The organism is Streptomyces sp. NPDC021225, assembly GCF_044332865.1.
Lineage (GTDB): Bacteria > Actinomycetota > Actinomycetes > Streptomycetales > Streptomycetaceae > Streptomyces.
In genome coordinates, this window is record NZ_JBIRPV010000001.1 from 113422 (window position 1) to 133262 (window position 19841).

The window sequence follows — 19841 nt, forward strand, 5'->3', positions numbered from 1 at the left end:
GGCACGCGGAGGCGCGCTAAGCTGCTGTTCAGCCATCAGGAAGCCTCTTCTTCCTCGGTGGTCAGGCCCTCGATCGGGAAGCCACTCCCGGCCGGGGGCCGTCGCATGTCTGGGGTTGTCAAGACCGAGCCTGCCTCGCCAATCGGCTGATACGCCAGTCGAGTTGGGCGGATTCACCTATCTGGGTGACGGGTGCGGGGTTTGGTTGGGTTGGGTGGGTTCTTTCTTAAGGTTCTTTGTCTTTGATCGCCCGCCTCACCAGCGCCCGCAGCACCGGAGTCGGCGTTTCCGGCCTCCGGTGAGGCGGGGCTCAGAGGGGGAGAGTGAGCTCGGCCCAGACCGTCGTGCAGATCAGCTCGGGCACCGCACCCCAGCGGTCCGCCAACTCCTCCACGAGCAGCAGCCCATGCCCCGACTCACCGCCGGTCTCCCCGCGTCGGCGGACGGTCGGTAGCTGTTCCGTGCGCGGGTCCCGTACCTCGATACGCAGCGTCGCCGTCGGGCCGTTGGCCGCGACGGACAGCGTGAGGCGGAAGTTCCGGCCCGGCACGCGGCCGTGCAGCGCGGCGTTCGCGGCCAGTTCGGCGATGACGAGTGCCGCTGTTTCGTGCGGCAGCCCCCACGAGCGGAGTCGTTCCGTGGCGAGGAGGCGGGCCAGGCGGGCGCCCTTGCGGGTGGCGGAGAGCAGGACGGTGAAGTGGCGGGCGGTGGGCGGCTGCACGGAAACGGAAGTGTCTGTTCGAGTGAAATGTCGACTCATGTCACTCAGCGTGGTCGTGTGCGTCTAGGCTGAAAAGTAGCGACGCCAATACGGGCGGTGACCGTCCGGTGGTGCTCCGGCTGCGGTCCGGCGCTTGTCCGGCCCGTACGCCGTGACGGGCGCTGGTCGGGCGACGTTGGGCACGGACACGTCGGAGGTGGCAGATCATGAGCGAGGTCCAGGGATTCGAAGAGGACGACAGCGGTGCGGTGCTGAGGGCCGTCGGCCGCCAGATCAAGCTGTGGCGTGAGGCGGCGGGGATGAAGCAGGTGGAGTTGGGGGCGGCGATCGGTTACGGGGAGGAGTTGGTTTCGGCCGTCGAGCGGGCGCGGCGGATTCCCCGGCCGGAGTTCCTGGACAAGACGGATGAAGTGGTGGGGGCGGGCGGCAAGATCGCGGCGATGAAGAAGGACGTCGCGGAGGCGCGGTATCCGAAGAAGGTTCGGGATCTGGCGAAGCTGGAAGTTGAGGCCGGAGAGCTGGGCGCTTACGGCAACCACAACATGCATGGGCTGTTGCAGACGGAGGAGTACACGCGCGCACTGTTTGACATGCGGCGGCCGACGTACTCAGAGGACGAGATCGAGCGCCACGTGGCGGCTCGTCTCGCCCGGCAAGAGATTTTCGAGCAACGCCCCGCGCCCATGCTGACATTCGTGCAAGAAGAGGTGACGCTACGGCGCCCGCTCGGGGGCAGAATGGTGCTGCGACGCCAGCTCGAACACCTATTGGAACTTGGCCAGTTGAGGCACGTGCAGATCCAGGTGATGCCAACGGATCGCGAGGACCATGCCGGGATGGGCGGACAGCTCCAACTGCTGAAGCTCAGGGACGGTACGACGGTGGGCCACTGGGAAGCCCAGTTGTCCAACCGCCTGATCTCCAATCCTAAGGAGGTCCAGATCCTTGAGATGCGGTATGGGATCATCCGGGCTCAGGCGCTCACGCCACGTGAGTCTCTGGCCTTCATCGAGAAACTGCGGGGAGAGACGAAATGACCCTCAAGCCCTCCGAGTGGACCAAGAGTAGCTACAGCAGCAACGACGGCCCCGAGTGCGTCGAGGTCGCCCGCACCCCCGACACCATCCGCGTCCGCGACTCCAAGCACCCCCACGGCCCCCAACTCGCTGTCACCCCCGCCGCCTGGACCGCCTTCCTCACCTACGCGGGCCGTCGCTGACGCCGTAGAAGCAGGTCTGGCCGTCGATCCGGACGGGCCGACCCGGCGGAAGGGGCGGGTCCAAGGGCTCGCCCTCCGGGATGGCCGGCCAGTCGATGAGGAATGAGCCGCTACGGGGCTCGTCCGGGACGTGGTCAATGAGGTCGAAGCGGGTGACGGGCTGGCCCGGGCGGTGGATTTCGAGGGTCAGCCTCAGCATCTCGGCAAGCTCTTCTCGGGTGAGATCCGCGTCGGCAAGGCTGCTGAGGACCCCGTCGGCGTCGCGACGCGCGGCGACGGCCGCGCTGGAAGCGAGCGCGATGGAAGACCATCCCCAGCTCGCGTTCCTGGCCTCTGCACGGACCAAGGCGAAGGCGTAGCGGTCCGGGGACCCGGTGCCGTCGAAATCATCTTCCTCGGGCACCTCTTCGCCCAGCTCGGTGAGCCTGTCGCGCGCGACGTGGTCTTCCGGGTCGCGCCGCAGCGCCTCTGCGTACGCGGCGACCGCGCCGTCCCGGTCGCCGGACCAGCACAGGGCGTGGCCCAGGTGGAGGGGCACCAGCGGGTCGCCGGGATCGGCGTCCAGGGCCGCGCGCGCCGCCTCGATTGCCCCCGCGACGAGTGGCTCGCTGATGCCGTCGTCGTCGAACTCCTGCATATGGCCCAGGTACGGACCGTCGCTCTCGTCCTCCCATGACCAGTCGCAGTTCAGTTCGTCGAGGGCGCACTGCTGTAGGGCCAGCGCCGCCACGGCCGAGCGTCCGACCGCGACGGTGGCGGCGGTCTCCGCGTCGTCGGCGCTCAGCTTCCGCGCGACCGTGTCGTAGCAGTGGGACGCCTCCTGAAGCAGGCGCGGGACAGCGTCCGTCTCCGCGTCGTCCATCAGCCGCTCGTTGCTGTCGCGGAGCAGCGAACTGGCCTTGATCAGCAGCGTGCTCGTCGCCTCCTCGTCATCCGTCATGAAGCTGCACGGAGGAGTTTGCCGAGGATCGCGCTCAGCTGGCCGCGCTCGTCGGGGGTGAGGGCGCGGAAGGTGTCCTCCAGGAATGCGGGGATCGAGGCCTGGGCCTCGGCGAGCCGTCGGCGGCCCGAGTCGGTGATGGTGACGGCGTAGGAGCGCCGGTCGCGGGGGTTGCGCTCCCTGCGGATGTGGCCCGACTGCTCCAGGTCGTCGCAGATGCTGACCATGACGCTGCGGTCGATCCGCAGTTCCTCGCTGAGTGCCTGCTGGGAGCACGGGCCGACGGCGTCGAGCATCTGGAGCACGAGGTGTTGCCCGACTCCGAGCCCCTCCCCGGCGGCGTGCGCGTCGGCGGCGCGGGCCACGGCGGCCGAGGCCCGGCACAGCGCGATGTCCAGCCGCTCGGCGGCGAGTTGCGCGAAGTACACGGGCCGGGCGGGGTCGGCCGCTCTGTTCGTGGTCGCCATCGCTCTCCTCTTCCGGTGATCCCTCAGGCTACAGCAGCTTAATCTCCCCGAAGATTGTTTGACAGCAGATGATTGGCGGTCATACGGTCCAGATCGTCTGCCCGTCAATTGTTTGCATCCAGATGGAGGCGCGTCATGACGCTGGATCTCACCCCTGATGAGCTGCTGAGCACGACCCGCGCGGTACGCAAGCGCCTGGACCTCACCCGCCCGGTGCCCCGGGCCCTGATCGAGGAGTGCGTGGACCTGGCCGTGCAGGCGCCCACCGGGCGCAATCGGCAGCGCTGGCACTTCCTCGTCGTCACCGAGCCGGAGCAGCGGCGGGCGGTGGCCGACATCTTCCTGCGTGCCCTGCCTCTGACCACCGGGCAGCCGCTGACCGAGCGCGACATGTGGCGGATGAACTATCACGCGCGCTCCACCGAGCGGGTCTTCGACGGTCTGCGTCACCTGGCCGACAACATCCACCGGGTGCCCGCGTTCGTCATCCCTGGTGTGGAGGGACGGACCGACCGCGCCCCGGTGGCCGTGCAGGCGGGGGCGTGGGGGTCGATCCTGCCCGCGGTGTGGAGCTTCATGCTGGCCGCCCGGGCGCGTGGCCTGGGCACGGTGTGGACCACGGCGCAGGGGCCGCTCGAACGCGAGCTGGCTCAGGTGCTCGGAGTGCCGTACGAGCAGGTCATGCTGGCGGCGTTCATCCCGCTGGCCTTCACCATCGGCACGGACTTCAAGCCCGCGCCCCGCATTCCACGGGAGCAGGTCCTGCACTGGCAACGGTGGTGAGCGAACAGACCCCCAGACCGTGGCGGGTCCCCATCGCGGACTGGGAGGATTCGCGGACCACAGGAGAGGGAGGGGGCATGGGCATGACCGTGCTCGTTTTGTCCGGCATCGTCGTACTCGCCGTCGGAGGGTGTGTCTGCGTCGTGTGGGCGGCGCGGGGCGGCCCGCGCTGGGTGCGCGCGGCGGCAGCCACGACTCTGGCGGCGGGCGAGTTGGTGCGCAAGGCGGGGCGTAAAGACCGGAGCCGGAGCCAGAGCGAGAACTCAGGCGACGAGTAGGGGCACGCGAGGGACCGGCGCCGGGCCGTAAGCCGGGTCAGGCGGCGCCGGTTCGCGCCGCGGTGACCACCACCGCTGCGTACCGCATCGTGAAGCCGCCGCCCATCGCGTCGATCGCGGCCGCGGTGCCGGTCAGCAGTTCCTCCAGCCTGCCCGGTGGCATCTGGCCCGCGTCGCCGCCGGTACGGAGCTGATCCAGCCACTCCTCCCGGGTGTAGGCGCGCTCCCAGTCGAACCGCCGCTGCTCCGGCTCGCCGAACGCGCCCGTCTGCCGTATCCCGTCGACCGCCCTGGTGAACAGCGTCGAGTAGGGGTCGAGCGCGGGCTTCGCCCAGGGGTTGCGGGGTGATTCGGGCAGGACCCGGCGGTAGACCTCGGCGAAGGCTTCCGCGATGTCGGGCGAGGGCTGGAATACGTTCCAGAACACGGCCAGTTGGCCGCCGGGCCGCAGCACCTCGGCCGCCTTGGCCGCTCCGGCGACCGGGTCGATCCAGTGCCAGGTCTGGGCGGCGATGACCGCGTCGAAGGTCCGGCCGGCCGGGTCCCAGGCCTCGAAGGCCGCCACCTCGACATCGAGCTCGCCGTCGCGGCGGGCGAACTCCGCCATGCGGGCGTCCACGTCGACGCCCAGCACCGTGCAGCCGGCCGCCTGGAACTGGCGGGCCGCGATGCCGGTTCCGACGCCGACGTCGAGGACGTCGGGTCCGGGGCTTGCGGCGGTGATCGCTTCCACCATGGCGTCGGGGTAGCGGGGCCGGGCCCGGTCGTAGCGTTCGGCGTCCGAGCCGAATGACTCCGCCATCTCGCGGGCGTGATGGGGCTCGCGTGGTGAATCATGAGTGGGCATGTGCCCACTATGAGTGGGCGGTCGCCCACTCGTCAACCGGGTACAGTCCCACCGAGGCGAGGAGGAGGTGCGGAGGATGCCGACGGGAGTCGCTCTGCGCGATGCGCGCGAGCAGCTGTTCGGCGCCGCCGAGCGCGTCCTGCTCCGGGACGGGCCCAGCGCGCTGACCAGCCGGGCGGTCACCACGGAGGCGGGCTGTGCCAAGGGGGTCCTGCACCGGCACTTCGCCGACTTCGACGCCTTCCTCGCCGAACTCGTGCTCGACCGCATCGCCCGGCTCGATCACCAGGCCGCGGCCCTGCGCGAGTCCGCCGGGACCGGCACCGTCGTCGACAACCTCACCCGCGCGCTGATGGAGCTGTTCGGGTCGGTCGCGGTGGCCGTCGTCGGCCTCGTCATCTCCCGCGACGACCTGCGTGCCCGGCTGCGCGAGGCCAGGCCGACCGGGATCCCGTTGCTGACCGAGGCCGCCGCCATGGTCGCCGGCTACCTCGCCGCCGAGCGCGACCTGGGCCGTGTGGCGGCGGACGCGGACGTCGACACGCTCGCCCCCACGCTGATCGGGGCCGCGCATCTGCTGTTCGCCGACCGGAAGGGCACCCCGCCCGAGGCCGACGCCGTCCGCAAGGTCGTGGTCACGGTCATCGCCGGGCAACACCGGGCGACTGCCTGAACGTTCGACACGTCGGCCGCGCCTGTGCGACGATCGCGGCGACAGAATCCATGAGGTTCGTCGACGCCAGGTTGGTCGGTGGAGCGCGTCGGCGTGCTCGCTCGTCGCGAGCACGGCCCGGCTCCGCCCTGTGCGTTTGTCAGGTCGTACTCGGGACCGAGCCCGTCCCGAAAAGGACCATTCGTGACCACCGACCACTTCGAAATGACCGACGGCGACTACGTTCCCGATCCCGAGCGCGATACGGCGATGCTCATCGCCGGATTCTTCGACCACATCTCGGCGAGGCTGCGGCAGCAGGAGCTTCCCGAGAGCCTCATCTCCGCGATGCGCGAGCAGCACGCGGAGCTGGAGGCGGAGAACGCGCACATGGTCGTCGACGAGCCCTCGCTGTACAACCTCCGCATCACCGTGGCGGTGATCGCGGCGTACGAGGAACTGCTCCCGCACCTGGGCAGCGATGCCGCCGTCCGCGCGGTGCGGGACGCGCTGGTCGAGCCGCTCGGCGACGCGGTTCACGCGAGCACCCGGGCCATGCTGGACGTCGCGCCGGATCCGTTCCGGGCGATGGTGGACGTGTCGAGGGCCCGTGAGAAGTACGCCTTCGGGAAGACCTTCACGTTCCGGCGCACTGCCGATGACGACCGGCGATATCTGCTGGACGTTCACCGGTGCTTCTATCACGACGTGCTCAAGGCGAATTCCGCTTCGGAGCTGACACCCGTCATGTGCGCGTTCGACGGGAACTGGATCGAGGCGATCGACCCGGATCGGCATGGGTTCCGCTTCGAGCGCGACACCACGATCGGCCTGGGCGGCTCCCACTGCCCGTTCCACTTCACCCGCACGGCGCCGTAGGGGGTGCCCGGGGGCTGATCGGCCCAAGTAAGTCAAGACTTACTATCTCGGGGATTCAACCGCATAGTGGTGCGGCTGAATCCCCGAGAGGAGCCCTGTGTTGTCGCAGGCCATCGACACCGCCGTGCGGCGCCAGGTCGAGTCCGAGCAAACCCATGTGTCCGCCCTGTACGAACTGATCGACAAGCGGATCGCCGAGGCGCAGGCGCAGCTGGCGGAGGTGCTGAAGGCACCGGCCGACAGTGCGGGCGAGGTGTACGAGCGCGAGGTCGCCGCCGCGCGGCTGGCGCGGGAGGTGAGGCGGCTGGAGGGGGCCGATGAGGGGCTGGTCTTCGGCCGGATCGACGGGGCGGACGGCACCGCGCTGCGCATCGGCCGCCTCGGCCTGCACCCGGACACGGACGCGGGCACGGACACCGGCGAGGACGACCTGCCGCTGCTCGTGGACTGGCGCGCACACGCGGCTCGGGCCTTCTACGAGGCGACGCCGATCCACCCGATGGGCCTGCGGCGCCGCCGTCATCTGCGCCTGGAGGGCCGCGCGGTGGCCGCGGTGAGCGACGAGCTGCTGGACGGCTCCGAGCCCACCGCCGACGACGTCGTGGGCGACGGCCCGCTGACGGAGGCGCTGCGGGCGCGGCGTACCGGCAGGATGCGGACGGCGGTCGCGACGCTCCAGGCGGAGCAGGACGACATCGTCCGGTCCCCGCACCGGGGGGTGACGGTGGTGCAGGGCGGCCCCGGCACCGGCAAGACGGTGGTGGCGCTGCACCGGGCGGCGTATGTGCTGTACGCGTTTCCGCGCGCCGCTGAGCGCGGCGTCCTGGTGCTCGGGCCGAACGCGCGGTTCCTGGACTACATCTCCCAGGTCCTGCCCTCACTCGGCGAGAACGATGTCGTCCTCGCCACATCCCAGGAGCTGGCCGGAGCCGACGTCGTGCCCAGCGCCGTGGAGCCGCTCGACACGGCCCGCCTCAAGGGCGGTTCCGCGATGGCCGACGGGCTGGCGGCCCTCGTGCGCGCCCGGCAGGCTCCGGGCGGTGACTTCACCGTGCGCGTGGGGCAGGAGTGGGTCCGCCTGGCGGACGCGGACGTCGCGAGGGCGCGCGACGCGGCCGTGGCGGCCGGACTGGGGCACAACCCCGGGCGCCAGGTGTTCAAGGAGCTGTTGGCCGACGCCGTCACGGACGAGCTGGAGCGCAGCGCGGCCGAGACCATGGAGCGCATCGATGCCGAGGTGGCGCAGCTCACCGGCCTCGACCTCGACAAGGCCGCCGCGGCCGACCTGCGCCGGCTCGGCCTGGACGACGCACCGGCCGGGGAGCCGGCCGGCGAGTTCGACGCGGCCGCCGTCCGGGCGAACCTCCTGGACGATGCCCACTTCGACCGCGCCGTGGAGTCGCTGTGGCCGCGGCTCGCGCCCGGCCAGCTCGTACGGGCCCTCCTGCGGCAGGTGCTCGGCGAGTGCGCCGACGACGAGCGGTCCCGGCTGCTGCACACTTCAAACGCCGACGGCCAGCCGTGGACCGACGCCGACGTGCCGCTGCTGGACGAGGCGGCGAGCCTGCTCGAAGGACCGCCGGAGCGGACGTACGGGCATGTCGTCGTCGATGAGGCGCAGGAGCTGACCGCCATGCAGTGGAGGATGGTCGTACGCAGGTGTCCGGCCAGATCGATGACACTGGTGGGAGACTTTGCCCAGGCGGGCCCGGTGTCGACGGCGCGCGACTGGGAGCAGGCGCTGACCCCGCATGTCGGCGCGCGGTTCACCCTGCATACCCTGACCGTCAGCTACCGCACCACGGAGGAGATCCTGGCCACCACCCGGCACCTGCTGGCGCGGATCGCCCCCGGCCAGACGCCGAGCCGGTCGATCCGCCGTGGCGAGGCACCCCGTACCCGCACCGCGCCACCGCCCGCGCTCGCCGCCACCGTCGCCGAGGAGCTCCGGGCCCAGGCCGCGGCGCACCCGGACGAACTGCTCGGGCTGATCTGCGCGGACACCAGGCTGGACGAGCTGACGGCCGTGGGAACCGAGACGGGGGCGCGCCTCGTTCCGGCGTCGGAGGCGCGCGGCCTGGAGTTCGACGCGGTCGTCGTCGTGGGGCCGGAGGAGATCACCGCGGCCCGCCCCGGGGGAGAGCGGGACCTGTACGTGGCCCTCACCCGGGCCACCAAGCGGCTTTGCACGATCGCCATCCGGCCCGTGTGAACCACAAAGCACTACCCATAGAAGAGAGCGAAATGGCAACCGATTACGACAACCCACGCAAGACCGAAGAGGCCGAGGCCGACAGTATCGAGGAGCTCAAGGCCCGGCGGAACGACTCGTCGGCCTCGGCGGTCGACGTCGACGAGTTCGATGCCGCCGAGGGCCTGGTGCTGCCGGGCGCCGACCTCTCGGGCGAGGAGCTGGCCGTCCGGGTGCTGCCGAAGCAGCAGGACGAGTTCACCTGCATGAGCTGCTTCCTGGTGCACCACCGCACCCGGCTGGCCGGCGAGCGGAACGGCGCGCCGATCTGCCGCGACTGCGACTGAGTCTGAGACTGAGACCGAGGGGGGAAGGGGAGGCGGCCATAGCCGGGGGCGAGCCGCCACCCTTCCGGCCGGGGCTCAGGGCTTGTAGATCTTGCCCGCCTCGGGCTTGGCCGGGGCCATCAGCTCGGAGACGGTGACGACCGTGTAGCCGCGCTTCTTGAGCCCGTCGAGGATTCCCGGGACGGCGGGCACGGTGCCCTTGTAGATGTCGTGCAGCAGGATGATGCCGTCGCGGTCCACCTGGTCGAGCACCCGCTTGGTGATGAGCGCGGAGTCGGTCGTCTGGTAGTCCTTCGCGGTGACGCTCCACAGCACCTGGGCGATGCCGAGTTCGCGGCAGATCTTGGTGACGCGCTCGTCGGTGCGGCCCTGTGGCGGGCGCATCAGCAGGGGCTCCTTGGAGCCGGTGATCTTGGAGATGGCGTCCTGGGTGCGGGTGATCTCGTCACGCACCTCGTCGTCGTCCGCCTTGGTCAGGATCTTGTGCGTCCAGGTGTGGTTGGCCAGTTCATGGCCCTCCGCCGCGATGCGGCGCACCAGGTCGGGGTACTTGACGACATGCTTCTTGCCGAGCATGAAGAAGGTCGCGTGGGCGTTCTCCTTCTTCAGGATGTCCAGCAGGCGGGGGGTGTTCTCGCTGGGCCCGGCGTCGAAGGTGAGCGCGACGCACTTGGCCTTGGAGCAGTCGACGGCCCCGGCCTTGACCTCTTTCCCGTCGACCGAGGCACGCTCGCGGACGCTGCTCGGCGCGGTGCTGTCGTACGAGGCACCGCAGCCGCCGAGGGCGAGCGTGAGGGAGGCGGCCGCCAGGAGCCCGGCTATCGGCTTGGCTATGCGCTTCCGGTCCGTTGATATGTTTTTACGTCTATACACACGGTGTAGACGTTGCCACCAGCGCAAAGGTTCGCGCCGTGACCAAAAAGCGATCAGGCAGCGACCTCCGCGACATCACAGCGATCGGGCGAGCCGGAATCCGAGGTCGTCGATGCGCAGCGTCGGATGGCTCTTGCGGCGGCACGACGCCCGGCACCCGCGGGGCGGGTCGTACGCCCCTCCGCCACGGAAGACCCGGTACGGGCCGTAGACGCCGGGGTCGTACAGGTCCCAGCACCACTCCCACACATTGCCGATCGTGTCGTGGAGGCCCCACGCGTTGGGCGCCCTGGTCGCCACATCGCGCACCCGGTCGCCGGAGTTCCCGCGATACCAGGCGATCTCGTCCAGCTCGCCGTAGCGCACGCCGGGGTCCCCGGCCCGGCAGGCGTACTCCCACTCCGCCTCGGACGGGAGGCGGTAGCCGTCGGCCGCCCAGTCGCAGCGCACGTCCTGGGCGTCGGGGTCCCTCTCGTCGCCCAGCGAGTAGCAGGGGGTGAGCCCGCTCACCTCCGAGAGGAGGTTGCAGAACCGGATCGCGTCCGTCCAGGAGACCTCGGTCACCGGCGTCCGCGGCCCCGCCGCACTCGCGGGCGCCTCGCCCCGTACGGCGCGGTACAGCTCGCGGGTCACGGGATGCGGCGCCAGCCGGAAGGCGGGGACCTCGGCGGTCCAGTCCGTCCTGGTTCCCTCGTCCCGCAGGACGATCTCCCCGGCGGGGATCTCCACCATGTTCGTGATCATGTGCAGGTTCAGATTCAGGTTCAGATCCATGGAGGCCGTGGCGGGAATCGAACCCACGTAACTCGCTTTGCAGGCGAGCCCCTAAACCACTCGGGCACACGGCCAATGTCGTGCTCGTGTCCTCGACGATAGGGGCGGGCCCGGGGCCCCACAACGGCGTGGCGGGCGCTGCCACGCGACTGACATACGGCGTTCATGAACGGCCCGCGCGGCCCTCAAGGAGCATCGAGGAACTCCTCGACCACCGGGCGGAACAGCTCCGGCTCGTCGACCCACGGGTAGTGCCCGACCCCGTGCAGCGGCCGCACCCGCCCGTGCGGGAAGGACTCCGCGACCAGCTCACCGGCGCGCATGCCGGTCACCGCGTCCCGGTCCCCGGTCACCACCAGCACCGGGCACGGCACCTCCCGCAGCCGCACCAGCACCGCCCGCCGCGCCGCCTCGTCCACGCCCTGCCAGAAGCCCGCGCGCGGCACCGGCCCCAACTGCTCGCCCTCGCTCGCGGCGTGTGCGCGCTGGGGCTCGTCCCAGCGGCCGTACGCCATGGGGGCGGCCTGGAGCAGCAGCTGACGCACCTCGTCCATGTCGGTGGTGTCGGGCAGCAGTTGGACCGCGACATAGGCGTCGGGCCACCACGGCTCGGTGGCGCGCGCCTCGAAGATCTCGCGGGCGTCCTGGGGGAGTTCGCCCTGCATCCGCGCGCCGGGGCAGGCCAGGACCAGGTGCGTCAGCCGCTCGGGGTGGGCCGCGGCGTAGGCCTGGGCCGTCGCGGCGGCCGCGTCGTGGGCGAGGAGCGCGAACCGTTCGAGCCCCAGGTGGGCGCGGAGCGCTTCGAGGTCCTCCGCCAGGCCGGGGAAGGAGTAGCCGCTCGGCTCGGCGGCGGGCGGGGAGCCGCCGGTGCCCCGGCTGTCGGGGATGATCAGGGCGCGGTGGCTGTCCAGCCCGCCGAGGTCGCCCAGATACGCGGCGTCCCGCCCCGGCCCGCCGGCCAGGCAGATCAGCGGCGGCCGGGCGGCTCCGTCGCCGGTACGGGCCTCAAGGACGCGGTAGGCGAGTTCGGCGTCGTCGTACGAGGTGTAGTGGGGCATTGATCCAGCTTGCCCGATTCCCGGGTCACGACGGCCCGGGCGCCGCCGCGTCGAGCAGATCCCGCGTCATGTGGTGCAGTCGCAGCGCCGCGTCCCGGTCGAACGCGGGGCCGGACAGAGCCAGTCGGCGCTTGGCGCGGTAGGCGGTGAAGGGATCGCCGGGTGGGTCGTCCAGGAGGTCGGTCATCGGGACGACGGCTTTGGTGACGGAGGTGGCGAAGACGGCGAAGGACGCCTTCGCCACAGGGCGGATCGGCCGGGGGAGGTGGGCCGGCATTCCGGTCGACACGACGCCCGGGTTGTAGCCGATGTAGCGGATCGGGGTGTCGGGGTACAGCGCGGCGAAGGCCACACCGAGCAGGTCGTTGGCGCGGAAGGACTGGAGGGTGGCCTTGGTTCCGCTGTAGCGGCGGGCCAGTTGCGGGTCGTCCCAGTGGATCCGGCCCAGGGGGACGCCGGGGGTGCCGACGTTCATGACGACCGGCCATGGCGCGGGCTCCAGGAGCTTGCGCAGGCCGTGGCTGAGGACGTGGCGGCTGAGGTACGCGAGCGCGAAGCTGTGCTCGAACCCCTCGTGGGTGGTGGTGCGGGGGCCGAAGAGGCGGTAGCGCTGGGCGCACAGGATCAGCTTGTCCACGGTGGGACAGATGTCCTCGAGCGTGGCGATGAGGTCCATGGCCGCCCGTACGGAGGTCAGGTCGGCGCGCAGGAAGGTGGCGCGGTTGCTGTCCGCTGCCTCCGAGAGGAACGCTTCGCCCTTGGCCGGGGTGCTGCCGACCGCGATGACCCGCGCGCCTTCGCGCAGATAGTGCAGGGCGAGCCCCTTGCCGAGCCCGTCCGTCCCCCCGGTGATGACGACCGTTCGCATGCCCAGCTTCCCTTCGTAGGCGCACCGGCTCAGCTATCCGGATATGGCGTATCCGCTTACTCGCGTGACGGGACCGTATCACGAAGCGGATATGCTGTATCCGCTATGGAGAAGGAAACGAGGGGCGAGGCCCCTGTCGGGGCGGGAGCGCGCCGGCCGCGGCGGGACGCCGAGCTCAACCGGCGGCGCATCATGCAGGCCGCGCGGGAGGTCTTCGCCGCCCGGGGGCTCCAGGCCACCCTCAATGACGTGGCTCACCACGCCGGGCTCGGCGTCGGCACCGTCTACCGCAAGTTCCCCGACAAGGAGACGCTCGCGGTGGCCGTCTTCACCGGCGAACTCGACGAGATCGCGGAGATGGCGCGCGCGGCCCTGGCTCGGGACGACGCCTTCGCCGCCCTGGCCGGATTTCTGGAGGGGGCGCTGGGGCGGGCCGCGCACAACCGCGGGCTGCGCGAGCTGATGCGCCGCGGGGAGTTCGGGGGCGAGGGGTTCGCGCGCGCCCGGCAGGAGATCGCCGGGCACTGCGAGAGCCTGATCGACCGGGCCCGCGCGCAGGGCGCGCTGCGCGAGGGTGTCACCGCGGCCGATATCGCGCCGATCACGGCGATGATCGACGCTGTGATGGCCCTTCCGGAGTCAGGGTCTTCCGCGCTGTGGCGGCGCTACTTGGCGATCATCCTCGACGGACTGCGCGCCCGGCCGGCGGGGCAGCCGCCGCTTCCCTGAGGGTGTCCGCGTCCAGGCCCGCCTCGTCGAGCACCGCCGCGGCCACTCCGCGGCCGATCCGGGCCAGGCCGAGGAGCAGATGGTCGCAGTCGATGTGCGCCGAGCCCGCCTCCTCGGCCTGCTCCTCCGCGAGGGCGATGGCCTTGCGGGAGTACGGGGTCCAGGCGATCCGCTCGGCCGCCTGCGACGCCCCCGTGCTCAGCCGGTCCCCGACGGTCCGGTGCAGAGCGGCCGTGCATCCGGCAGTGCTCGACATAGTCCTCGACCAGGTCGTCGGCCAGGCCATTGACAATTCGAGGTTGTCAAGGCGCGCTTGCGTTGATGGAAGATCCAAAAGCAGGGGAGCGGAGATGTCCGCGGGACCCAAATTCCGCTTATGATTCGAGCGTGTTCGATTCCCGGCACATCAGGACCTTCCGCGAGGTGATCCGCGCCGGCTCGTACTCCGCGGCCGCCCGCGCCCTCGGCTATACGCAACCGGCGATCACCCAGCAGATGAAGGCGCTCGAGCGGGACGTCGGCAGCCCGCTCTTCGTCCGCGTCGGGCGCGGTATGCGGCTCACCGAGGCCGGGGAGACCCTGTCCCGCCACGCCGACGTCATCCTCGACTCCATCTCCGCCGCCCGGCAGCAGCTGAACGCCATCACCCGGCTGCGCACCGGCCGGGTGCGCGTCTGCGCCTTCCCCAGCGCCAACGCCACGCTCATACCCGAGGCGATGGCCCGGCTCGCCGCCGCGCACCCCGGGGTGCGCGTGGAACTGCTCGAAGGCGAGCCGCCGGAGTCGCTGGGGCGGGTGGCGCGCGGCGAGTGCGACATCACGCTCGCGTTCACCTACCCCGGCCTGCGCGAGGAGGTCCCTCCCGAACTGGTCGAGATCCCGCTGCTCGAGGACCAGCTGACGGTGCTGCTGCCCACCGGCCACCCGCTGGCCCGGCGGCGGGCCGTCAAACTCGCCGACCTGAGCGGGGAGCGGTGGATCGCGGGCTGTCTGCGCTGCCGCGCCAACTTTCTGCACGAGTGCGCGGAGCAGGGGTTCGCCCCCGACATCGCCTTCACGACGGACGACAACCTGGTCATCCAGAGCATGGTCGCGGCCGGGCTCGGCGTCGCGATGATGCCCGGCCTCGTCCTCTCCTTCCTCTGCCACCAGAAGGTCACCGGCCGCGCCCTGGAGCCCGCCTCGCGCCGCCATGTCTCGGCGTACGTGCTGCGGGAGCACCTGCGGGTGCCGGCCACGGAGGTGGTGCTGGAGGAGCTGAAGGCGGTGGCGGCGAACCGGGTCGGCTGCTGATATAAGCAGAGGTTGAGGTTTGCGAAGAAACCGTCGTTGGACGTGATGGATCGGGCGGCAGGACGCTGCGCCCATGACCACTCCGACCGCCCCCGCGCCGCCCGCCATCCGCCGCACCCCGCGCGCCGGCGCGTTCGTCGACGAGGTGCGCGAGGCCGTCGGGCGCGGCCTGGCGCCGGAGCTGACGGCACATCTGGTGGCCGAGCGCCTCGCGCCCCACCTCGGCGCGCCCGACCTGCTCACCGCGGAGCAGCGGCGGGGCGACCCCGCGAGCTACCGCCAGCACCTGCTGCACGCCGAGCCCGACGGCAGCTTCTCCGTCGTCGCCCTCGTCTGGCTGCCCGGCCAGCACACCGCCATCCACGACCACGTCTCGTGGTGTGTGGCCGGTGTCCACGAGGGCCAGGAGCGCGAGCGCCGCTACCACCTCGTCCCCGACGGCGCCGGCTCCCGCCTGGTCGCGGTGGCGGAGGTGACCAACCCGCAGGGCTCGGTGGCCGGGTTCGCGCCGCCGGGAGATATCCACAGGGTGTGGAACGCGGGCGCGGGCGCGGCGATCTCCCTCCACGTGTACGGCGCGGATGTCGGGCGGCTGGGCAGCAGCGTCCGGCGCGTGTACGCGCCCCCGAAGGGCGAGGCGCTGTGAGGCCGCGCGGCCGACGCGGGTGGGCCGGGCCATGGCGCTGACGGACGCGCGCGGCGGTTCGCGGGGCGGTTCGCCGGGCGGTTCGCCGGGCGCCCCCGACCTGGGCGCCCCGGCCCCGGTCGTGGCAGCCGCGCCCTCGGCGCCCCGCCGCGCGGGGCGGATTCGTGCCCTCTTGCCCGGGTTCGGGCTCGGCGGGCTCGGGGTGGGGGCTGCTTGGGCGGCGCATCTGGCGCTGCCAGGGGTGCCGATGCTGACCTTCGCCGTCGTGCTGGGCATCCTCGCCGCGCATCTGCCGGGCGCGCGCGGGCTCGTACGGGGCGCCGGGCGGGCCGGGCTGTCGTTCGCCGGGAAGCGGCTGATGCGCCTCGGCGTGGTGCTGCTCGGGCTCAAGCTCAGCCTGGACGACGTGCTGGGCCTCGGCTGGGCGAGCGTGGCGATGGTGTGCGCGGTGGTCGCGGCCACCTTCTTCGGCACGTGGTGGCTCGGCCGCCGGATCGGCCTGCGGGGCGATCAGCCGCTGCTGATCGCCACCGGCTATTCCATCTGCGGCGCGTCCGCGATCGGCGCTGTCAGCGAGGTGTCGGACAGTGACGAGCGCGACGTCGCGACGTCCGTGGCGCTGGTGACGCTGTGCGGCACGCTGGCCATCGCCGTACTGCCGCTGCTCCAGCACCCGCTGGGGCTGGGCGACGCGCAGTTCGGCCGGTGGGTCGGGGCGAGCGTGCACGACGTGGGGCAGGTCGTGGCCGCCGCGCAGACGGCCGGGCCGTCCGCGCTCGGCGAGGCGGTGCTGGTGAAGCTGATGCGGGTGGCGCTGCTCGCGCCGCTCGTCGCGGCGGTGGCCGTCTCGGTACGGGCCCGGCGGGCCCAGGCGGCCCAGGAGCAGGGTGAGGACGTCGGACAAGGCACCGGCCGCGCGCGGCGGCCACCCCTGGTGCCGCTGTTCGTCCTCGGCTTCCTGGCCATGGTCGCCCTGCGCAGTACGGATCGGCTGCCGTCCGCCGCGCTCGACACCGCCGCGACCACCCAGGAACTGCTGCTCGCCGCCGCCCTCTTCGGCCTCGGCAGCGCGGTGCACCTGCCCTCGCTGGCCCGTACGGGCGGGCGCGTGGCGGCGCTCGGGCTGTGCGCGTGGGTGGTGGTCGCGGGGGTCGGCTACGGCGGCGTATTGCTGACGACGTAGCGCTTCACGAGAAGGCCGCGGGGGCGGGGCATTGAACCCCCGGGCCGCCTCACGACGCGTAGATCTCGGTCATCTCCGTGATCTTGCCGTTGGAGTCGACCTTGACCTCGTAGAAGTTCAGGCCCCAGCAGTCGCCGGCGTCCGCCTTCGCCTGCCCGCCGTCGTACTGCCTGCCCTTCGGGTCCGCACAGGTCTTGATGTGCGCGATGCCGCCGTTCTGGGCGGTGAGGGCCTTCTGCGCGGAGTCCTTCCTGCTGATGATCGTCACCTTGGAGCCGCCCGAGGCGACGGAGTAGGTGTGCAGCGCCCCGACCGCCTGGTACGCGCCCCGCTGCGACGTCGTGTTGCAGCGCCGCTTGGCGTTCTTGGCGATGATGTTGTTCATCGCGCCTTCGACGTTGTTGACCCAGATCACCTTGCGGCCGTTGGTGCTCGTCGAGCAGCCGCTGTTGCTCGTCTTGCCGCTCTTCTTGATCCTCTTGATGTGCTTCCCGTTCTTCGTCTTGCCGGATTTCTTCGCGGAGTGGCTCCTCGAGGAGTGCGAGCTGCCGCTGCTGCCGCCGTTGCAGGCGGTGAGGGTGAGTGCCGCGGCGACAAGCATGGCAGTGGCGAAAACTGGGCGGATAGAAGACACAATTCCCCCGTGGTGCGGGCCTGGACGTCCGCGACCAGGCATGGAGTGAGGCTGAGGTCGGGCGTCGCGAAAAAGGCGGTGTGACGATCTGGCCGAAAGTCTATGAGCGTGGGCATGGCGGGCCGATGGGGCTTACCGAATCCTGGGTGTCCGGTTTCCAATCTGTGACGATGATCGCGGCGGGTTGCCGAGCCTAGGACCGAGGGCCGACCGCATCTCCGTCCCGCGCCAGGTGTGTCCCTTGGAAACGCCTCTTACGCTGGCGTAATGACCGCTATCGACCCGTGCGACCGCGACACCGACGTCGCGGACAGCCCCTCCGTACCAGCCGGAACCAGTGCCCAAGCCCAAGCCGAAGCCGACGGCGGGGGCTCCGTGCTCGGCAAGCGCTACCGCGCCCTCACCCTCGGCATTGTGTCCGTCGTCTCCCTGATCGCCTTCGAGGCGAGCGCGGTCAACACGGCGATGCCGGTCGCGGCCCGCGCCCTCGACGGGGTCGAGCTGTACGCGTACGCCTTCTCCGCGTACTTCACCGCGAGCCTGTTCGCGATGGCGCTGTCGGGGGAGTGGTGCGACCGCCGGGGGCCGCTCGTCCCGCTGTTCGCCGGGATCGCGGCCTTCGGGGCCGGTCTTGTGGTGTCCGGGTCGGCGAGCGAGATGTGGATGTTCGTGGGCGGGCGCGGGGTGCAGGGGATCGGCGGCGGACTGGTGATCGTCTCGCTGTACGTCCTGGTCGGCCGAGCCTATCCACAGCGGCTCCAGCCCGCCGTGCTGGCGTCCTTCTCCGCCGCCTGGGTGCTGCCGGTGATCATCGGCCCGCTGATCGCCGGGACGGTCACCGAGCGGGTCGGGTGGCGCTGGGTCTTCCTGTCCATCCCGGTGCTGATACTGCTGCCGCTCGCCGTGATGCTCCCCGCCCTGCGCAAGGTGGAGCGGGGCGACCGCTCCCCGGCCATGAACCGCCGCCGCATCCTCCTCGCCCTCGCGGTCGCGTCCGGCGCGGGGCTGCTCCAGTACGCGGGCCAGGACCTGGCCTGGGTCTCCCTGATCCCCGCCGCGGCGGGCCTGGCGCTGCTCGTCCCGTGCATCCTGCGGCTGCTGCCCCGGGGCACCTTCCGGGCCGCCCGCGGGCTGCCGTCCGTGGTGCTGCTGCGCGGCATCGCGGCGGGCGCCTTCCTCGGTGCGGAGAGCTTCATTCCGCTGATGCTGGTCACCGAGCGCGGCCTGTCCGCCACCGCGGCCGGACTCTCGCTCACCGGCGGCGGCCTGACCTGGGCCCTCGGCTCGTACACCCAGAGCCGCCCGCGCCTGGAGCCCTACCGCGAGCGGCTGATGGCGGGTGGCATGGTGCTGATCGCCACATCCATCGCCCTGGTCCCGCTGGTGCTCGCCGACTCCGTCCCGGCGTGGCTGGTCGCGGTGGCGTGGGTGCTCGGCGGCTACGGGATGGGGCTGGTCATCTCCAGCGGCAGCGTGCTGCTCCTCAAGCTCTCCGGCCCCAAGGAGGCGGGCAGCAACTCCGCCTCCCTCCAGGTCTCCGACGCGCTCGGCAACATCACGCTGGTGGGGCTGAGCGGGGTCCTGTTCGTGGGTTTCGGCGGCGGCTCGGTGGCCGCCGCGGACCACACGGCCGCCGCGTCCGCCACGACGGGGACGGGGCACGCGGGGGCGTTCGCGGCGGTGTTCGTCGCAATGGCGGCGGTGGCCCTGCTGGGAGCGGTGGTGACGACGCGGCTGCGGCCCGCCGCGCAATAGCCTGGTACCACTTTGGCCCCAGAAGTGGTACCGTTCTGGTATGGCAATGAATCTCCGTCTGCGCGACGACCAGCAAGAGGCGCTCAAGCAGCGGGCCGAAGAGGAGGGCCGCAGCATGCACGCCATAGTGCTTCAGGCGATTGACCGGTATCTGGAGCAAGAGGCTGACCGGGAATCCGTCCGGCGCCTGGGGGCGAAGTACGCGGCACGCCATGCGGACCTGCTGCGGAGGCTGGGGGAGTAAGTGAAGTACCTGACGGTCCAGGAAGTGCTGGACCTGGCGGAAATCGCCTGTGGGGGGCAGCAGGTCGCCGTGCGTGACCTGGGGTTGCTGAGCTCGGCGGTGCACCGCCCGCAGTCGCAGATGTTCGGCATAGAGGCGTACACCGACCTGTTCGAGAAGGCGGCCGCGCTGCTTCAGTCGCTCGCTGTCAACCACCCGTTGGTGGACGGCAACAAGCGGATGGCGTGGATGTCCACGGTCGTCTTCCTTGACATCAACGGCACGGAGATGCTCGACGTCGACCAGGACGAGGCGTACAAGCTTGTCGTCGGCGTGGCCTCGGGTGCGATCGAGGACGTCGACGACATCGCGGCCGGACTGCGCGCGCTGCACGCGGCGATGTGAGCTGAATCCCACCTCCGGGTGGACCCGGGGCGTAGCCCCCAAGTGTGAAGGACGGCACCGGTAGGCTGACGCGGTC

The 19841-nt window shown here is 71.2% G+C and carries 25 protein-coding genes and 1 tRNA gene; 15 read left to right on the top strand and 11 right to left on the bottom strand.

The annotated features are described in order from the left end of the window. Positions 1-310 precede the first annotated feature (310 nt). Positions 311-760 (bottom strand): ATP-binding protein, encoded by a 450-nt coding sequence (locus ACH4S9_RS00465; RefSeq protein ID WP_398368909.1) that lies wholly within the window; start codon positions 758-760, stop codon positions 311-313. 167 nt (positions 761-927) lie between these two features. Between ACH4S9_RS00465 and ACH4S9_RS00470 the strand changes: the two genes are divergently transcribed. Beyond that, positions 928-1758 carry a helix-turn-helix transcriptional regulator gene (locus tag ACH4S9_RS00470; RefSeq protein ID WP_311727365.1) on the top strand — a complete coding sequence of 277 codons (831 nt, stop codon included), beginning with the start codon at positions 928-930 and terminating at the stop codon, positions 1756-1758. Beyond that, a complete protein-coding gene (locus ACH4S9_RS00475) occupies positions 1755-1940 on the top strand; it encodes a DUF397 domain-containing protein (RefSeq protein WP_311727364.1) in 186 nt (61 codons plus the stop codon). The genes ACH4S9_RS00470 and ACH4S9_RS00475 overlap by 4 nt, the downstream gene beginning before the upstream one ends. Here ACH4S9_RS00475 and ACH4S9_RS00480 read toward each other — a convergent pair. Both ACH4S9_RS00480 and ACH4S9_RS00485 read right to left on the bottom strand, forming a co-directional pair. Next, a complete protein-coding gene (locus ACH4S9_RS00480; protein ID WP_385340289.1) occupies positions 1918-2880 on the bottom strand; it encodes a tetratricopeptide repeat protein in 963 nt (320 codons plus the stop codon). The genes ACH4S9_RS00475 and ACH4S9_RS00480 overlap by 23 nt on opposite strands. Continuing rightward, entirely contained in the window at positions 2877-3347 is a 471-nt protein-coding gene (locus ACH4S9_RS00485) for a MarR family winged helix-turn-helix transcriptional regulator (protein WP_311727362.1), read from the bottom strand. Before ACH4S9_RS00485 ends, ACH4S9_RS00480 begins: the two co-directional genes overlap by 4 nt. Before the next feature lie 135 nt (positions 3348-3482). Here ACH4S9_RS00485 and ACH4S9_RS00490 point away from each other — a divergent pair, with 135 nt between their 5' ends. Together ACH4S9_RS00490 and ACH4S9_RS00495 are read left to right on the top strand one after the other, a co-directional pair. Then, entirely contained in the window at positions 3483-4130 is a 648-nt protein-coding gene (locus tag ACH4S9_RS00490; RefSeq protein ID WP_311727361.1) for a nitroreductase family protein, read from the top strand. 83 nt (positions 4131-4213) lie between these two features. Then, on the top strand, positions 4214-4408 hold the full coding sequence (locus ACH4S9_RS00495; RefSeq protein WP_311727360.1) for a hypothetical protein: 195 nt from the start codon (positions 4214-4216) through the stop codon (positions 4406-4408). A gap of 37 nt (positions 4409-4445) precedes the next feature. On the opposite strand, the gene ACH4S9_RS00500 is transcribed toward ACH4S9_RS00495, so the two are convergent. Beyond that, on the bottom strand, positions 4446-5255 hold the full coding sequence (locus tag ACH4S9_RS00500) for a class I SAM-dependent methyltransferase (protein WP_311727359.1): 810 nt from the start codon (positions 5253-5255) through the stop codon (positions 4446-4448). Between the two features lie 76 nt (positions 5256-5331). Here ACH4S9_RS00500 and ACH4S9_RS00505 point away from each other — a divergent pair, with 76 nt between their 5' ends. The 4 genes from ACH4S9_RS00505 to ACH4S9_RS00520 all read left to right on the top strand — a co-directional run bounded on the left by ACH4S9_RS00505 (position 5332) and on the right by ACH4S9_RS00520 (position 9324). Then, positions 5332-5928, top strand: coding sequence for a TetR family transcriptional regulator (locus ACH4S9_RS00505; protein ID WP_311727358.1), 597 nt, complete (start codon positions 5332-5334; stop codon positions 5926-5928). Between the two features lie 183 nt (positions 5929-6111). Continuing rightward, a complete protein-coding gene (locus tag ACH4S9_RS00510; protein ID WP_398368913.1) occupies positions 6112-6786 on the top strand; it encodes an L-2-amino-thiazoline-4-carboxylic acid hydrolase in 675 nt (224 codons plus the stop codon). Positions 6787-6886: 100 nt separating this feature from the next. Beyond that, positions 6887-8998 carry a HelD family protein gene (locus ACH4S9_RS00515; RefSeq protein WP_398368915.1) on the top strand — a complete coding sequence of 704 codons (2112 nt, stop codon included), beginning with the start codon at positions 6887-6889 and terminating at the stop codon, positions 8996-8998. 32 nt (positions 8999-9030) lie between these two features. Beyond that, positions 9031-9324: a DUF4193 domain-containing protein gene (locus ACH4S9_RS00520; RefSeq protein WP_311727355.1), complete on the top strand. Its 294-nt coding sequence runs from the start codon at positions 9031-9033 to the stop codon at positions 9322-9324. A 75-nt stretch (positions 9325-9399) separates the two neighbouring features. Here ACH4S9_RS00520 and ACH4S9_RS00525 read toward each other — a convergent pair whose 3' ends face one another. The 5 genes from ACH4S9_RS00525 to ACH4S9_RS00545 form a co-directional block, all read right to left on the bottom strand. Beyond that, positions 9400-10197, bottom strand: coding sequence for a polysaccharide deacetylase family protein (locus ACH4S9_RS00525; RefSeq protein ID WP_311727354.1), 798 nt, complete (start codon positions 10195-10197; stop codon positions 9400-9402). 75 nt (positions 10198-10272) lie between these two features. Next, complete coding sequence (locus ACH4S9_RS00530; protein WP_358844563.1) at positions 10273-10971, bottom strand: SUMF1/EgtB/PvdO family nonheme iron enzyme; 699 nt, start codon at positions 10969-10971, stop codon at positions 10273-10275. Then, positions 10971-11045 (bottom strand) — tRNA-Cys (locus tag ACH4S9_RS00535). Before ACH4S9_RS00535 ends, ACH4S9_RS00530 begins: the two co-directional genes overlap by 1 nt. Before the next feature lie 111 nt (positions 11046-11156). Next, positions 11157-12029 (bottom strand): alpha/beta fold hydrolase, encoded by an 873-nt coding sequence (locus ACH4S9_RS00540; RefSeq protein ID WP_398368918.1) that lies wholly within the window; start codon positions 12027-12029, stop codon positions 11157-11159. Between the two features lie 25 nt (positions 12030-12054). After that, positions 12055-12897, bottom strand: a complete 843-nt coding sequence (locus tag ACH4S9_RS00545; RefSeq protein WP_398368920.1) for an SDR family NAD(P)-dependent oxidoreductase — start codon at positions 12895-12897, stop codon at positions 12055-12057. A 105-nt stretch (positions 12898-13002) separates the two neighbouring features. Here ACH4S9_RS00545 and ACH4S9_RS00550 point away from each other — a divergent pair, with 105 nt between their 5' ends. Beyond that, positions 13003-13626, top strand: coding sequence for a TetR/AcrR family transcriptional regulator (locus ACH4S9_RS00550; RefSeq protein ID WP_398368922.1), 624 nt, complete (start codon positions 13003-13005; stop codon positions 13624-13626). Here ACH4S9_RS00550 and ACH4S9_RS00555 read toward each other — a convergent pair. Continuing rightward, positions 13574-13882, bottom strand: coding sequence for a Clp protease N-terminal domain-containing protein (locus ACH4S9_RS00555; RefSeq protein ID WP_385340303.1), 309 nt, complete (start codon positions 13880-13882; stop codon positions 13574-13576). The two genes, ACH4S9_RS00550 and ACH4S9_RS00555, sit on opposite strands and share 53 nt — an antisense overlap. 131 nt (positions 13883-14013) lie before the next feature. Here ACH4S9_RS00555 and ACH4S9_RS00560 point away from each other — a divergent pair, with 131 nt between their 5' ends. The 3 genes from ACH4S9_RS00560 (at position 14014) to ACH4S9_RS00570 (ending at position 16748) form a co-directional block, all read left to right on the top strand. After that, positions 14014-14919: a LysR family transcriptional regulator gene (locus ACH4S9_RS00560; protein WP_311727349.1), complete on the top strand. Its 906-nt coding sequence runs from the start codon at positions 14014-14016 to the stop codon at positions 14917-14919. A 73-nt stretch (positions 14920-14992) separates the two neighbouring features. Continuing rightward, entirely contained in the window at positions 14993-15565 is a 573-nt protein-coding gene (locus ACH4S9_RS00565; RefSeq protein WP_311727348.1) for a cysteine dioxygenase family protein, read from the top strand. Positions 15566-15596: 31 nt separating this feature from the next. Then, the gene (locus ACH4S9_RS00570; protein WP_385340306.1) at positions 15597-16748 is read left to right on the top strand and encodes a YeiH family protein; all 1152 of its coding nucleotides are present in this window, start codon (positions 15597-15599) and stop codon (positions 16746-16748) included. Between the two features lie 49 nt (positions 16749-16797). On the opposite strand, the gene ACH4S9_RS00575 is transcribed toward ACH4S9_RS00570, so the two are convergent. Continuing rightward, complete coding sequence (locus ACH4S9_RS00575) at positions 16798-17349, bottom strand: hypothetical protein (protein ID WP_398368925.1); 552 nt, start codon at positions 17347-17349, stop codon at positions 16798-16800. Positions 17350-17649: 300 nt separating this feature from the next. Between ACH4S9_RS00575 and ACH4S9_RS00580 the strand changes: the two genes are divergently transcribed. The 3 genes from ACH4S9_RS00580 to ACH4S9_RS00590 are packed head-to-tail and all read left to right on the top strand — an operon-like array spanning position 17650 to position 19765. Beyond that, on the top strand, positions 17650-19137 hold the full coding sequence (locus ACH4S9_RS00580) for an MFS transporter (protein ID WP_398368927.1): 1488 nt from the start codon (positions 17650-17652) through the stop codon (positions 19135-19137). A gap of 46 nt (positions 19138-19183) precedes the next feature. Next, positions 19184-19381 (top strand): Arc family DNA-binding protein, encoded by a 198-nt coding sequence (locus ACH4S9_RS00585; protein WP_311039883.1) that lies wholly within the window; start codon positions 19184-19186, stop codon positions 19379-19381. Further along, positions 19382-19765, top strand: coding sequence for a type II toxin-antitoxin system death-on-curing family toxin (locus ACH4S9_RS00590; RefSeq protein ID WP_311727344.1), 384 nt, complete (start codon positions 19382-19384; stop codon positions 19763-19765). It begins immediately after the preceding gene. Positions 19766-19841 lie beyond the last annotated feature (76 nt).

Coding starts and splice junctions, on each gene's coding strand:
- ACH4S9_RS00465 (WP_398368909.1), bottom strand. CDS start 760: ATGAGTCGACATTTCACTCGAACAGACACTTCCGTTTCCGTGCAGCCG.
- ACH4S9_RS00470 (WP_311727365.1), top strand. CDS start 928: ATGAGCGAGGTCCAGGGATTCGAAGAGGACGACAGCGGTGCGGTGCTG.
- ACH4S9_RS00475 (WP_311727364.1), top strand. CDS start 1,755: ATGACCCTCAAGCCCTCCGAGTGGACCAAGAGTAGCTACAGCAGCAAC.
- ACH4S9_RS00480 (WP_385340289.1), bottom strand. CDS start 2,880: ATGACGGATGACGAGGAGGCGACGAGCACGCTGCTGATCAAGGCCAGT.
- ACH4S9_RS00485 (WP_311727362.1), bottom strand. CDS start 3,347: ATGGCGACCACGAACAGAGCGGCCGACCCCGCCCGGCCCGTGTACTTC.
- ACH4S9_RS00490 (WP_311727361.1), top strand. CDS start 3,483: ATGACGCTGGATCTCACCCCTGATGAGCTGCTGAGCACGACCCGCGCG.
- ACH4S9_RS00495 (WP_311727360.1), top strand. CDS start 4,214: ATGACCGTGCTCGTTTTGTCCGGCATCGTCGTACTCGCCGTCGGAGGG.
- ACH4S9_RS00500 (WP_311727359.1), bottom strand. CDS start 5,255: ATGCCCACTCATGATTCACCACGCGAGCCCCATCACGCCCGCGAGATG.
- ACH4S9_RS00505 (WP_311727358.1), top strand. CDS start 5,332: ATGCCGACGGGAGTCGCTCTGCGCGATGCGCGCGAGCAGCTGTTCGGC.
- ACH4S9_RS00520 (WP_311727355.1), top strand. CDS start 9,031: ATGGCAACCGATTACGACAACCCACGCAAGACCGAAGAGGCCGAGGCC.
- ACH4S9_RS00530 (WP_358844563.1), bottom strand. CDS start 10,971: ATGGATCTGAACCTGAATCTGAACCTGCACATGATCACGAACATGGTG.
- ACH4S9_RS00540 (WP_398368918.1), bottom strand. CDS start 12,029: ATGCCCCACTACACCTCGTACGACGACGCCGAACTCGCCTACCGCGTC.
- ACH4S9_RS00545 (WP_398368920.1), bottom strand. CDS start 12,897: ATGCGAACGGTCGTCATCACCGGGGGGACGGACGGGCTCGGCAAGGGG.
- ACH4S9_RS00550 (WP_398368922.1), top strand. CDS start 13,003: ATGGAGAAGGAAACGAGGGGCGAGGCCCCTGTCGGGGCGGGAGCGCGC.
- ACH4S9_RS00555 (WP_385340303.1), bottom strand. CDS start 13,882: ATGTCGAGCACTGCCGGATGCACGGCCGCTCTGCACCGGACCGTCGGG.
- ACH4S9_RS00565 (WP_311727348.1), top strand. CDS start 14,993: ATGACCACTCCGACCGCCCCCGCGCCGCCCGCCATCCGCCGCACCCCG.
- ACH4S9_RS00570 (WP_385340306.1), top strand. CDS start 15,597: ATGGCGCTGACGGACGCGCGCGGCGGTTCGCGGGGCGGTTCGCCGGGC.
- ACH4S9_RS00575 (WP_398368925.1), bottom strand. CDS start 17,349: ATGCTTGTCGCCGCGGCACTCACCCTCACCGCCTGCAACGGCGGCAGC.
- ACH4S9_RS00580 (WP_398368927.1), top strand. CDS start 17,650: ATGACCGCTATCGACCCGTGCGACCGCGACACCGACGTCGCGGACAGC.
- ACH4S9_RS00585 (WP_311039883.1), top strand. CDS start 19,184: ATGAATCTCCGTCTGCGCGACGACCAGCAAGAGGCGCTCAAGCAGCGG.